Genomic DNA, 13,281 nt, shown 5'->3' with positions numbered 1-13,281 from the left:
AGAATCATTTTTCATCAAATACAGCAAACTGATTAACGGTTAATTCATGCTTAGAAAAATAAGCTATAATTTTTGCTACTACAGGGTTTTGTAAACTACTTCGGGCATAAGAAAGCCCCACTTCCCTAAAATATCTTGGTCCGTTATATTTCTTAACTTCAAAACCATACCAACCATCTACAAAGGAAGCAGGCAAAAAAGTAATTCCTAGTCCAGCCATTAAAAAAGTTAAGGTTTCCATTTTGGTAGAACAATTAGCAACCGTTCTTAATTGGCTATACTCACTATTTAAAATAGACAAACACTGTTGGTGCGCTTCGCAAGGGGGGCAATGAATAAATGCTTCTCCTTTTAAATCTTGTAGGTCTATCACTTCCTTTTTTATCAAATGATGTCCAGTTGGCACACACAATACATAATCTTCTTTCCAAAGCGGTAAAAACAAATCTTCTTCATATTTCCATTCTCTCACTAAAAGATTGAGTTCGCAATCACGACTGATTGGCTCGACAGTCCATTGAACAGAATCACACAAATCATTTGCTCTTCTAAAAAATTGCTGTTTGTGTTCTTGAGGTAAACTATCTGCTACCCCAATTTTCACTTTATTTTTAAATTTTTGTTCTTGAAACAAGTTCGGCAATCCCTCTATTTCTCCCAAAATACGCTTTGCAATAGGATAAAGATAATCTGCCTCTGCCCTTACTTTAATACCTCTCTTATGGCGCTCAAAAAGTGTTTTTCCTATCGCTTCTTCCAACTGTCTGATTCCATTCGAAATATTGGGTTGAGAGACAAAACACTGTTTTGCAGCTCTAGTTAAATTCTTTTGTTCATAAGCAGCAATAAAAAATTTCAGCAACCTTACATCCATAACTTAAACTTATAATAAGCATAAAAAAATAGTATTTTGACGGTATTTTAATTCCGCATACCTTTGCAAAACAAATAAAACAGCAATAAAACTATTTCTATCATTTATAATAATTATAACAAAACAAATAAAATAATGCAAACTTTTCTTAAAGATTTTGGAATAACGTATAAGAATCAATTAAAACCAGGAAAAAACAAGATTAGCTTTTTAAGCGAAAACACTCGAATTGCTGGGCATCTCTTTTTGCCTCCGTCATACTCAAACGACAAAACATTTCCAGCTATCGTTGTCGTTACGCCTGCAAGTGGCATTAAAGAACAAACCGCAGGAATTTATGCAAAAAAAATGGCAAAACAAGGTTATATTACTCTAGCATTCGACCATAGAACTTATGGCGAAAGTGGAGGTACCCCAAGAGGAATGGAAAATGCTCCCATGAAGGTAGAAGACATAAAAAATGCAATCAGTTTTATTGGTACTGTTCCTAGTGTAAATAAAATGCAAATAGCAGCATTAGGCATTTGTTCTGGCGCTGGCTACTCTATTCAAAGTGCTATTTTTGACCAACGCATAAAAGCCGTGGCAACAGTAAGCGGTTTTGTTGATTTTATTGATTATGGTCTAGGGGAAGCTACACAATACCTCGACAAACTAGAAGGAAATCCAATAGAACAATTTCAGCAACAAATTGCTTGGGGCAATGAAGCTCGTCAAATTTATTATGAAACAGGTGAGGTTCTTTTGATTGATGGCATCCCTCCTATTGGTGCCCAAATGGGCACTTTTTGGGATAGAGCAGCAGACTACTATCGCAACCCTGAACGTGGGGGGCAATTCTCTACCTATAGCCCAATGCGAGCAGCTATGTCACTGGATAGTCGTTATGCTTTCAATCCTTCTGAACAAATGAAATTAATGGCCAATAGACCTTTTCTCGCAATTGTTGGAGCACAAGCCTTGTCCGCTTATTTCAGTGAAGTTGCTGTCAAACGGGCAAAAGGAGACAAAGAATTAGTTAGAATTCCTAATGCGACGCATTTTGACCTATACGATCAAGAAATCTATGTTAATCAAGCAATTGAAAAACTCAACCAATTTTATTCAAGAGTATTATTACTCCACTAGAACCGCACCCAGTTATACTGGCTGGCTCAGATCGCATTATAAAACCTAAAGATCGTTTAAAACAATAGCTCTTCTAACTCCATTTTTTGGGTGGTAATCTCTCCTACTAGGTCTGTACAAAGGCAACCATAAGCCTCTTCTCCTTCAAAACGGATTGATTTTAAATGCCAGTTGGTAGAGCTATTGTTCATATAAGCCAGAACATCACTCTCAATTTGAATGTCCAATAAATGCCCCAAACCTAGACCATTTGCCTTCAAAATAGCCTCTTTCTGTGTCCAATAGGTATAAAAAGTATGCATCGTTGTGTCTTCCTGAATTTTACGCCACTCCTTTTCGTTAAAACAATGCCTAAAATGCTTCCGATTGATCGCTCTTGGAAATTCAACATCCAAACCAATATTTCCCCCTGAAGCAAAAGCACAAGCAACCAAATCATTAGAATGCGAAATGCTAAAAGAAAGCCCTTCCATTAGGGGTTTTTCTTCTTCATTATAATATATCGTTTCCAATCCCCCCAATGGCAAATTGGATTCTTGCAATGCCTTTTTTAGAAACAAACGCCCTATAACAAAATTATAGGCATCTTGCTTAGAACGGTATCGAAGTGCACGCTCTTTAAACGACATGGGCAAATACCCCAACAATAGATCTAACGCAATTTCTTTTTGAACATCTAATGAATTGATGTAATAAATTGTTAACATGTTAACTCTTCTAATTTTTAACGACTAAAAACAACTCACCCTACTTATTATCAAACATTTAAATATAAAAATACAGCTAAAAAAGCCTTTTCACTCTTAAATAGTTTATTTTTTTCTATCTATAAAATGGTTCTATTTGTCGAAATAATTCTCTACCCCAAAGATGGACTGATAACTTCATTTTGTACACCACCAATTATAGATGCCTTATTATTCCCAATCAAGACTTTTATTCAATAAGCGAGCCCAAACTACAATTTTTTTTTATTGACCAACCACATCAATCTGAATAAAATCGTTTAGTTCACCTAATTTTAAAAAAAAATGAAAAAAGTCCTAATCGCAATAGTTCCACTGTTGTTGTTTTTAAATTCTTGCGAGAAAAAAAATCCTAAAAGTAAATCCAAAAACAACCCATCAATCACCAAAACAGATTACACACAATATGTCAACCCTTTTATAGGTACTAGCAAAATGGGGCATACGTTTCCTGGAGCAACAGCTCCCTTTGGCATGGTTCAATTAAGTCCTCAAACTAACTTCGAAGTAATGTTTGACCAAGCGGGAAACTATAATTCTAAAACTTATGAATACTGTGGCGGCTACCAGTACAGAGACTCCATTATAATTGGATTTTCCCACACTAATTTTAGTGGCACAGGACATGCTGACCTAGGAGATTTTCTAGTCATGCCAACCACAGGAGCCTTAATCCTTGATCCTATCCAAACCAGTAGTGGAAAAAAAGGGTTCTATTCTAAGTTCTCTCACAACAAGGAGGCTGCCTCTCCAGGTTATTACAAAGTACAGCTTGAAGATTATAATATCCTAGCCGAGTTAACAGCAAGCGAACGAGTTGGTTTTCATCAATACACCTTTCCGAAATCAGATAGTTCCCATATTATTTTAGACATGGTTTATAATGTTTATCATCACGATGATAAAAACGTATGGACCTTTATTCGAGTAGAAAATGATTCGCTAATCACAGGCTATCGACAGACCAAAGGTTGGGCAAGAACCAAAAAGGTATTTTTTGCCATGCAATTTTCAAAACCATTTAAACATTATGGGCACAAAAAATACGACTCAAAAGGATACAATGGTTTTTATGGTCGTTTTAACGAAAGTGAAAACTTCCCAGAAATAGCAGGCAAAGACATTCGGGTTTATTTTGATTTTGAAACCCAAGAGCAGGAAAAAATTAACATCAAATTCGCCCTGTCAGCAGTTAGCACGGCTGGTGCTTTAAAGAATCTAAAAGCCGAAATTCCCCATTGGGATTTTGCAGCAACAGCAGCAGCCACCCAAGAAAAATGGAATCAAGAGCTTTCAAAAATTGAAATTAAATCCATTGACAAAGCAGATAAAACCACCTTTTATTCTGCATTATACCATACCATGTTAAGTCCAATTCTATACGAAGATGTAGACGGCCAATATCGTGGTTTAGATCAGAACATTCACCAATCTAAAGCATTCACCAATTACAGTATTTTTTCTCTTTGGGACACCTATCGAGCCTTACACCCCTTATTCAACATCACCCAACCTAAGCGCAACAATGACATGATCAAATCAATGCTAGCGCATCACGATGAGAGCGTACATCACATGCTCCCTATTTGGAGTCATTATGCCAATGAAAACTGGTGCATGATTGGTTATCATGCTACGTCTGTTATTGCAGATGCAATGGCAAAAAAGGTAGGCGACTTTGATCCAAAACGAGCCTTAAATGCCGCTGTAAATACTGCTAATGTAAGATATTTTGATGGCTTAGGCGATTACATAGATTATCAATACGTTCCTGACGACAAAAGCCATTCTTCTGTTTCTAAAACCCTTGAATTAGCTTATAACGATTGGTGCATTGCTCAAATCGCTCAACGAACTAATGACAACAAAACTAAAGCTGAATTTATCAAACGTTCAGAATACTACCAACAGGTCTATGATCCTAGTATTGGGTACATGCGTCCTAAATTATCCAATGGGAATTTTCGAAAAGATTTTGACCCAATGGACACACATGGGCAAGGCTTTATAGAGGGAAATGCGTGGAACTATGGGCTTTATGTACCTCATCAATTGGATAAGATGATTGATATGATGGGCGGCAAGTCTGCTTTTAGTGCTCATTTAGATTCTTTGTTTACCATGGAATTGGACGATAAATTCATTGAAAAACACGAGGACATAACTAGAGATGGCATCATAGGCAATTATGTACACGGAAACGAACCAGGGCATCACATTCCCTATTTATACAACTGGACTGGCGATGCCCATAAGACCCAACAACGGGTCCGCATGATTATGAATACCATGTACGGTCCTGCGGTTGATGGCTTGTGTGGAAACGATGACGCAGGGCAAATGAGTGCTTGGTATATTTTTAGTAGTTTAGGTTTTTACCCTGTTACTCCTGGCTCCGACCTGTATGCGATTGGAAGCCCTTTGGTCAAAGAAGCTACCTTACGCTTAGAAAATGGTAAAACATTTAAAATCAGCACAAAAAACCAAAGCAAAGAAAATGTTTACGTCCATCAAATTTTATTAAATGGAGAAAAGTTAGAGGGTACATTTCTTACCCATGATGCCATTACCCATGGAGGGGAACTTATTTTTGAAATGAGTGCTCGTCCAGCTAATAATTAAGCTTAATTTGGTTATTATAGGTCGTAAGTATTGTCAGGCTTACGATCTATAATTTTTCTCTATTTTCTTTTTGCAGTAATGCCATCATAATAAAATCGCTCCAAATCAACAGGGGTTTTATTCCATGTAAAAGTACTATAGGCCACGACAATAACCTTAAGCGAAATCATATCTAACAGTACAGGAGGGAAAACCTTGAAGTTATTGTACTTTATATTTAATGTACGTAACTTCTCAAGACCTACAAACGCCTTAGGTAGTTCAACTAGCTTATTATGCCCCAACGATAAATTCCACATTTTTTTAAAGGCTAACAATTGTTTCGGAAAGCATTTTAAGTTGGCATTTTCAATGACAACCCATTTTGCATTGGTGTATTCAAACAAGTCCTCTAATTGCTGAAAATAACTATTACAAAGCTTAAATTGTGGGCGTTTCTCGATTAAAAAATTAAGCAGTGTTCTCTCTTCTTCTTTAGAAAGATGACGCAACCAAAATCGCAATCCATTTTTATAATGCTTAAAAACATAACGCCCTATCTTCCAAGCATCCAATTCTGTACCCTCTGTATAATGCCGTAGATTTTCATCAAGTGTATACTCATCTAGGCTCTCTCTCATAATTGGCTTAGCTTGGGATAACCTACTTTTTAATTCTGTTGAAGCGTTTAACTTCAGTAGCTTTAGTATTTTCTTTCGGAAAGAAGCCTCTATTGAGGTATTTCGCCAAATCAAAAACAAATCAGTCATCAGGGGCTTAGGGACACCGCCTCCTAGCATTATATTTAAAGCGATCGCTCGGTTCTCTTCTTCTGGGTGATAAAGTAGGTCTTTTAGGTGTTGAAGTTCACTTTCTCCAGGATCTACCTTTTTTAAAAAACGCTCTTGCTCTACGCCCAAAAAGCTCAACAAGTCTTCCTCACTAATAAAAACCAAATCTTTTTTGTCGTACCCCTCATACTTTTTGAGCTTCGGCGCAATAACAACATGTGTTGTGCTATCTTTTATCTTAATATTGTAACGAGCTCCCTTATCTTTTATCTTTGCTCGCAACATTCTATTGGGCATAATGGTTTTTCCAAAAACCGCAATTTCGCTATTTTTATTTAGCGGGTTCTTTTTTAGAAGCGCTTTTTTCTTTTCCAATAAAAAAGCCAAAGCTACTTTCCAAACAGGAGGATAAGGCAAACATAAGCAATCTAATAAATCTTGAACACTTGCTCTAGTTATAGTAGAAGGAGCATAAAGCAATTGATAAACTAGTTCCCTAGCTTCTATTCCTAAATCAATAGCATTAAATGCCTTAAAAATTTCAAAATGAGCATTTGTGTTTAAAAAATTTTCATCCAAACCTGTTCCCCCTGCCGATAAATATTTTAAGCTAACTAAACTAAAAATGGCTAACGGTAGTCTTGTATAAGGATTGTCTCGAATATCTACTAAAGTTAAGCTGGGTAAGTTTTTGAACCATTGGGATGGGATAAAAGCAATTCTATTGTTCCTAAAGCTTAAATTTCTCAAGCTATGACAATCTTTTTTTAGTTCAGGTAATGCTTTTAGTTGATTGTTATTAAGATTTAAAGCAACGATACGGGATTGGGGCAAAAAATAGTCAACTGGAATCCTTGTTAACGCATTAAAATCAACATTTAATCCTAATTCATTGGCCCCAAAAGCAAGATCGGGTGGAAGCTCTTCCAATTTATTATGTGAAACCGTTAAACTCCTCAAACTTTTTAGATTGGCTAACCATGCTGGCAATTCTTCCAAGCCACAATCAATAATGATTAATTTTTCTAAGGATTCAAGATGAAGCAATTCAACAGGCAATCGTTTTACATTACACCCTCGTAAGCTCAAAGTCGTCAATTTAGAGCAGGAAAAAATAGCCATTGGTAAGGAAGCTACCTTCTTTAAACCTATCGATTTAATGTTATCTATGTTTGCTTCTATATCTTCTGGAGTAGTAATGTGCATCGTAAAGTTTTTTTACAAAAAAAGCTTTTTCTTCCATTAATCCAAATCAAAAAGCAAATCCAACATTGGTATTCAGCACTAAACCAACAGACACAAACAATTGCTAATCAAAACATAAAAAGAAACTAAACTATAAATCCACATCTGCTCTTTTTATCTCTTGCTTAATTTAAATTTTTGTCTAGCAAATTAACAAATTCTCCTTGAATCGTTAATTTTTTGTAAAATTTAGCATTTAAAATCCTACAAAATTGGAGATGTAAAATTTCTTTCATTCCTTTGTGGTACTGACGAGACAAAAAAATTACCACTGGTTCTTTAAACACAAAAAATTTATGGTTTCTAGAGAGAAAATAATCGAAGTTGCTTCTTTGCTTTTTGTAGAACATGGTGTCAAGACCATTACAATAGACCGTATTGTCAAACAACTTCACACTTCCAAGAGAACCATTTACAAACATTTTGAAGACAAAACAGCTTTGCTAGAAGCTTGCTTGGCTACCTATCATAAAGGTATTCGCAAAGAAAATGATGACATTATACGTGCCGCTGAAAATGCAATCCAAGCAATGGGATACTTACACCAGCGTATCATTTTCAGAGCTAGTCAGACCAATCCAAACTTCTTTAATGACATCTTACACTACTACCCTGGTTTGTTGCAACAGTCCTATAGAAACATGGGCAATTTCGCCCATTCAGAACTAGAGCAATTGGCTAAATGGGGAATCAAAGATGGTTTATTTAGAGAAGACATAGATATTCAAGTTACGAGCAAGACGGTTTTAGCACTATTGGAAATGCTAAAAGATACCAATCGTTTTCCTGTTTCTGAATTTAGCAAAGAACGCCTGACCTTTGGTATTATGATTCCTTACTTAAGAGGCGTTTGTACAGAAAAAGGCGTAGAACAACTAAAAATGCAAGAAGAACTTTTTAAAGTTATGTTATAAGCCTAACATTAAAATCAACAACTAAGAATAGACAATCAATGAACTTAAACAATTCGCTACGTAAAACTCCAGTTGCCGTTATCGGTATGTCTTCTTTATTTGCAGATGCAAAAAATATTGAAGAATTCTGGAATAATATTGTCCAAGCTAGAGATAGCATCACAGATGTTCCTGAGAACCGTTGGCGCATAGAGGATTATTATGATCCAGACCCAACCGTTCCAGACAAAACATATTGTAAACGTGGTGGTTTCTTGCCTAATATTGATTTCAATCCAATGGAATTTGGATTACCACCCAATATCTTAGAAGTTACAGATGCTTCTCAATTATTGGCGTTGATTGCTGCTCGTGATGCATTTGCACATGCTGGCTATGGCAAAAAATCAGAGAAATTCACAGCAGAGGTAAAAGCTAAAACAGGCGTTCTTCTAGGCGTTGGTGGAGGTCAAAAATTGATTACTCCGCTTACAGGGCGTTTGCAATATCCTATTTGGGAAAAAGCACTGCGTTCTTGTGGTATCGCAGAAACAGACATTCCTCACATTGTTGATAAAATGAAAAAAGCCTACATTGGTTGGAATGAAAATTCTTTCCCAGGTATGTTGGGTAATGTTATTTCTGGACGAATTACCAATCGCTTTGACTTAGGTGGAATTAACTCGGTTGTAGATGCTGCTTGTGCTGCTTCTTTGAGTGCGGTAAAAATGGCACTAAGCGAATTGGTTGAAGGACGTGCAGATATGATGCTAACAGGTGGAGTAGATACCGACAACTCTCCTTTTATGTATATGTCTTTCTCTAAGACTCCTGCTTTCTCTAAATCTAATGTTATCAGCCCATTTAGCGATAAAGCAGATGGCATGTTGATCGGTGAAGGTTTGGGTATGGTTGTTCTAAAACGTCTAGAAGATGCTGAACGAGATGGTGATACAATTTATGCTGTCATCAAAGGCGTTGGAACATCAAGTGATGGGCGTTTTAAATCGGTTTATGCTCCTCGACCTTCTGGTCAAGCCTCGGCAATGAATAGAGCTTATGAAGAAGCTGGCTTTGAAGCCAAAACCGTTGGCTTAATCGAAGCACATGGAACAGGAACCAATGCTGGTGATGCTTGCGAATTGACTTCTATGGGAATGGTTTTTAGTGCCAATAACGATCAAAAATCACATATTGCTCTTGGTACTGTCAAATCTCAAGTAGGTCATACCAAAGCCGCTGCTGGTGCTGCGGGCTTGCTAAAAGCAGTTCTTGCTTTGCATCATAAAGTATTGCCTCCAACCATCAATGTAGATCAACCTACAGAAAAGGTAGATTTAAAAGATTCTCCTTTGTATATCAATACAGAAGCTCGCCCTTGGTTCAACAACAACGAGCCTCGTCGTGCCAGTGTTAGTGCGTTTGGTTTTGGTGGAATTAATGTTCACATTGCTTTAGAAGAATACCAAGCTCAACCTGTAGAAAAAGATTATAGAATTCACGAGCCTTACAAAGCAGTCGTATTACAAGCCAATACTGTTGCTGACTTGGCTCAACTCTGCCAAAATAAATTAGAACAGTTAAATACCGCAGATCAAGAAATTGCTTTTTGGGAATTGGTAAATCACCAAACTCAAAATATTCCAGCGAATGCAGCTCGTCTTGGTTTCATGACGACCGATATAGCATCCGCTAAAGAAGTGCTAACGCTAGCCATTCAAAAATTATCTACTAGCAATAATGCTTGGGAACACCCTAAAGGCATCTACTTCCGTCCGAATGGCATGGATGCCCAAGGTAAAGTAGTAGCATTGTTTTCTGGTCAAGGTTCTCAATATGTTGGAATGGGTAGACAATTGGTTAATGCTTTTCCGCAATTACGCACGGTTATTGACCAACAAGATCGCTTATTTACACAGGCTAACCGCCCTGCTCTATCTGAAACAATGTATCCAATCCCTGTTTTTAACAAGGAAGATGCTGCAACTCAATTGCAAGCGCTAACGCAAACACAAAATGCTCAACCTGCCATTGGTGCCTTGAGTATGGGAATGTACAAAACCATTCAAGATGCTGGATTTAAGGCAGACTTTGTTGCGGGACACAGTTTTGGTGAATTAACGGCTTTGTGGGCTGCTGGTGTTTATGATGATGCTACATTTTTAGCCTTAGCAAAAGCAAGAGGCGAAGCAATGGCTGCTCAAAGTCCAAATGCAGATGCAGGGACAATGCTAGCTGTAAAAGCAGATTATAACAAAGTAAATGCTGCGATTCAAAACTTGCAAGGGGTAAAAATTGCAAATGTAAATTCCAATAATCAAGTAATCCTTGGTGGAAGTAAACCTGCAATTGCAACAGCACAAGAAACATTAAAAAATCAAGGCTTTGCAGTTATTCCATTGCCTGTTTCTGCTGCCTTTCATACCGAATTTGTAGGACATGCTCAAAAACCTTTTGCCGACTTTGTTGCTCGTCAAAATTTCCAAGCACCTAAGGTTCCTGTTTATTCCAATACCACTTCTAATCCATATCCTACTGCCCCTGCTTCTATTAAAGAAATTTTGCAAGGGCAAATATTAAAGCCTGTTTTATTCAAAAACCAAATTGAGAATATTCACCAAGCAGGTGGTCGTATTTTTATAGAATTTGGTCCCAAAGGTGTCTTGTCTAACTTGGTAAAAGACATCCTAAAAGGGAAAGATTTTATTGCTTTGGCTATGAATGGCAATGCTAAAAAGGATAGCGACTTGCAATTCCGTCAAGCAGTACTCCAACTAAGAGTTTTAGGTTTAGCACTCCATGAACTAGATCCTTTTAAAGCTCCTAGCACAAAACCAGCTCCAAAAACTAAAATGACCATCAATATGGGAGGACATAACTATGTCAGCAAACCTACCCAAAAGGCTTATTACGATGCCTTAAACGACGGTTATCAAGTTAAGGGAGGAGGTCAAGTAGTTGAAAAAGTGGTTGAAGTTATCAAAGAAGTACCTGTTGAAAAGATTGTCGAAAAAATTATTGAGGTTCCTGTTGAAAAGGTAGTTCATTCTAATAATATTAATATAGAAGAAGACGAAGAAATGAATAAAGAATTGATTGAAACGCTAAAAGCAACTGTTGAGATGGTAACCTCTCAGCAAAACAAATCATTGGAGTTATTTCAAAACTTCCTTAGCGAACAAAATAAACAATCCCAATTGTTGCTGCAAATGATGACTCAGCAACTTAATTTGGCAAATCAACCTGCTTTACAAGCTACTGTTCAAGCTTCTCTACAAGAAGCAAAAGTAGAAAAAATTGCAGCGCCATCTTTTCAACCAGCAGTAGCTAGCAACGAGCCAATCATTACTCCTGCACCGACTGCAACGCCTGTTACTCCTGCTGCGCCAACTGCTAACACTGGCGGTTTAAGCACGCAAAAATTAGAAGAAATTCTATTGACTGTTATCAGTGAAAAAACGGGTTATCCTACTGAAATGTTGGAATTGGACATGGATATGGAAGCTGACCTTGGTATTGACTCGATCAAAAGAGTAGAAATCTTTGGCGCTATGACTGAAGATTACCCTGAGGTTTCTGGTGTCAATCCTCAAGAATTAACAGAATTGCGTACCCTTGGGCAGATTGTTGATTACTTGGCTGGTAAAGCTGGTGCTTCTGCAACCGCAACGACAGCTACTACAACGCCTGCTCCAACGACAACGCCTGTTACTCCTGCTGCGCCAACTGCTAACACTGGTGGTTTAAGCACGCAAAAATTAGAAGAAATTCTATTAACTGTTATCAGTGAAAAAACGGGTTATCCTACTGAAATGTTGGAATTGGACATGGATATGGAAGCTGACCTTGGGATTGACTCGATCAAAAGAGTAGAAATCTTTGGCGCTATGACTGAAGATTACCCTGAGGTTTCTGGTGTCAATCCTCAAGAATTAACAGAATTGCGTACCCTTGGGCAGATTGTTGATTACTTGGCTGGTAAAGCTGGTGCTTCTGCAACCGCAACGACAGCTACTACAACTCCTGCTCCAACGGCAACGCCTGTTACTCCTGCTGCGCCAACGGCTAACACTGGCGGTTTAAGCACGCAAAAATTAGAAGAAATTCTATTAACTGTTATCAGTGAAAAAACGGGTTATCCTACTGAAATGTTAGAATTGGACATGGATATGGAAGCTGACCTTGGTATTGACTCGATCAAAAGAGTAGAAATCTTTGGCGCTATGACTGAAGATTACCCTGAGGTTTCTGGTGTCAATCCTCAAGAATTAACAGAATTGCGTACCCTTGGGCAGATTGTTGATTACTTGGCTGGTAAAGCTGGTGCTTCTGCAACCACTACTACAGCTACTACAACGCCCGCTCCAACGGCAACACCTGTTACTCCTGCTGCGCCAACTGCTAACACTGGCGGTTTAAGCACGCAAAAATTAGAAGAAATTCTATTGACTGTTATCAGTGAAAAAACGGGTTATCCTACTGAAATGTTAGAATTGGACATGGATATGGAAGCTGACCTTGGTATTGACTCCATCAAAAGAGTAGAAATCTTTGGCGCTATGACTGAAGATTACCCTGAGGTTTCTGGTGTTAATCCTCAAGAATTAACGGAATTGCGTACCCTTGGGCAGATTGTTGATTACTTAGCTGGCAAAGCTGGTGCTTCTGCAACCGCAACTACAGCTACTACAACGCCTGTTACTCCTGCTGCGCCAACTGCTAACGCTGGTGGTTTAAGCACGCAAAAATTAGAAGAAATTCTATTGACCGTTATCAGTGAAAAAACAGGTTATCCTACTGAAATGTTGGAATTGGACATGGACATGGAAGCTGACCTTGGTATTGACTCGATCAAAAGAGTAGAAATCTTTGGCGCTATGACTGAAGATTACCCTGAGGTTTCTGGTGTCAATCCTCAAGAATTAACAGAATTGCGTACCCTTGGACAAATTGTTGATTACTTAGCTGAAAAAGCAGGAAGTAAAAAAAAAGTCCTAGCGTAA

The 13,281-nt window shown here is 37.8% G+C and carries 7 protein-coding genes; 4 read left to right on the top strand and 3 right to left on the bottom strand.

Annotation, left to right across the window (positions count from 1 at the left end; all coding sequences use genetic code 11):
* Positions 1–4: 4 nt before the first annotated feature.
* On the bottom strand, positions 5–874 hold the full coding sequence (locus tag AsAng_RS08530) for a LysR family transcriptional regulator (RefSeq protein ID WP_264792347.1): 870 nt from the start codon (positions 872–874) through the stop codon (positions 5–7).
* 135 nt (positions 875–1,009) lie between these two features.
* Between AsAng_RS08530 and AsAng_RS08525 the strand changes: the two genes are divergently transcribed.
* Complete coding sequence (locus AsAng_RS08525; protein WP_264792346.1) at positions 1,010–2,002, top strand: alpha/beta hydrolase; 993 nt, start codon at positions 1,010–1,012, stop codon at positions 2,000–2,002.
* Positions 2,003–2,058: 56 nt separating this feature from the next.
* Here the strand turns inward: AsAng_RS08525 and AsAng_RS08520 are convergent, their stop codons facing one another.
* Entirely contained in the window at positions 2,059–2,709 is a 651-nt protein-coding gene (locus AsAng_RS08520) for a 4'-phosphopantetheinyl transferase family protein (protein WP_264792345.1), read from the bottom strand.
* A 324-nt stretch (positions 2,710–3,033) separates the two neighbouring features.
* Between AsAng_RS08520 and AsAng_RS08515 the strand changes: the two genes are divergently transcribed.
* Positions 3,034–5,370, top strand: coding sequence for a GH92 family glycosyl hydrolase (locus tag AsAng_RS08515; RefSeq protein WP_264792344.1), 2,337 nt, complete (start codon positions 3,034–3,036; stop codon positions 5,368–5,370).
* A 59-nt stretch (positions 5,371–5,429) separates the two neighbouring features.
* Here the strand turns inward: AsAng_RS08515 and AsAng_RS08510 are convergent, their stop codons facing one another.
* A complete protein-coding gene (locus AsAng_RS08510) occupies positions 5,430–7,346 on the bottom strand; it encodes a leucine-rich repeat domain-containing protein (RefSeq protein ID WP_264792343.1) in 1,917 nt (638 codons plus the stop codon).
* Positions 7,347–7,681: 335 nt separating this feature from the next.
* Between AsAng_RS08510 and AsAng_RS08505 the strand changes: the two genes are divergently transcribed.
* Both AsAng_RS08505 and AsAng_RS08500 read left to right on the top strand, forming a co-directional pair.
* Positions 7,682–8,299 carry a TetR/AcrR family transcriptional regulator gene (locus AsAng_RS08505; protein ID WP_264792342.1) on the top strand — a complete coding sequence of 206 codons (618 nt, stop codon included), beginning with the start codon at positions 7,682–7,684 and terminating at the stop codon, positions 8,297–8,299.
* Between the two features lie 38 nt (positions 8,300–8,337).
* Complete coding sequence (locus tag AsAng_RS08500; protein ID WP_264792341.1) at positions 8,338–13,281, top strand: type I polyketide synthase; 4,944 nt, start codon at positions 8,338–8,340, stop codon at positions 13,279–13,281.

Origin of the sequence: Aureispira anguillae (genome assembly GCF_026000115.1) — a bacterium.
Classification (GTDB): Bacteria; Bacteroidota; Bacteroidia; order Chitinophagales; family Saprospiraceae; genus Aureispira; species Aureispira anguillae.
The sequence above is the reverse complement of the archived record's forward strand: the minus strand, read 5'-3'. Positions and strand labels throughout refer to the sequence as shown.

Excerpts from the sequence above, each read along its gene's own strand:
- AsAng_RS08530 (WP_264792347.1), bottom strand. The coding sequence starts at position 874 with ATGGATGTAAGGTTGCTGAAATTTTTTATTGCTGCTTATGAACAAAAG.
- AsAng_RS08525 (WP_264792346.1), top strand. The coding sequence starts at position 1,010 with ATGCAAACTTTTCTTAAAGATTTTGGAATAACGTATAAGAATCAATTA.
- AsAng_RS08520 (WP_264792345.1), bottom strand. The coding sequence starts at position 2,709 with ATGTTAACAATTTATTACATCAATTCATTAGATGTTCAAAAAGAAATT.
- AsAng_RS08515 (WP_264792344.1), top strand. The coding sequence starts at position 3,034 with ATGAAAAAAGTCCTAATCGCAATAGTTCCACTGTTGTTGTTTTTAAAT.
- AsAng_RS08510 (WP_264792343.1), bottom strand. The coding sequence starts at position 7,346 with ATGCACATTACTACTCCAGAAGATATAGAAGCAAACATAGATAACATT.
- AsAng_RS08505 (WP_264792342.1), top strand. The coding sequence starts at position 7,682 with ATGGTTTCTAGAGAGAAAATAATCGAAGTTGCTTCTTTGCTTTTTGTA.
- AsAng_RS08500 (WP_264792341.1), top strand. The coding sequence starts at position 8,338 with ATGAACTTAAACAATTCGCTACGTAAAACTCCAGTTGCCGTTATCGGT.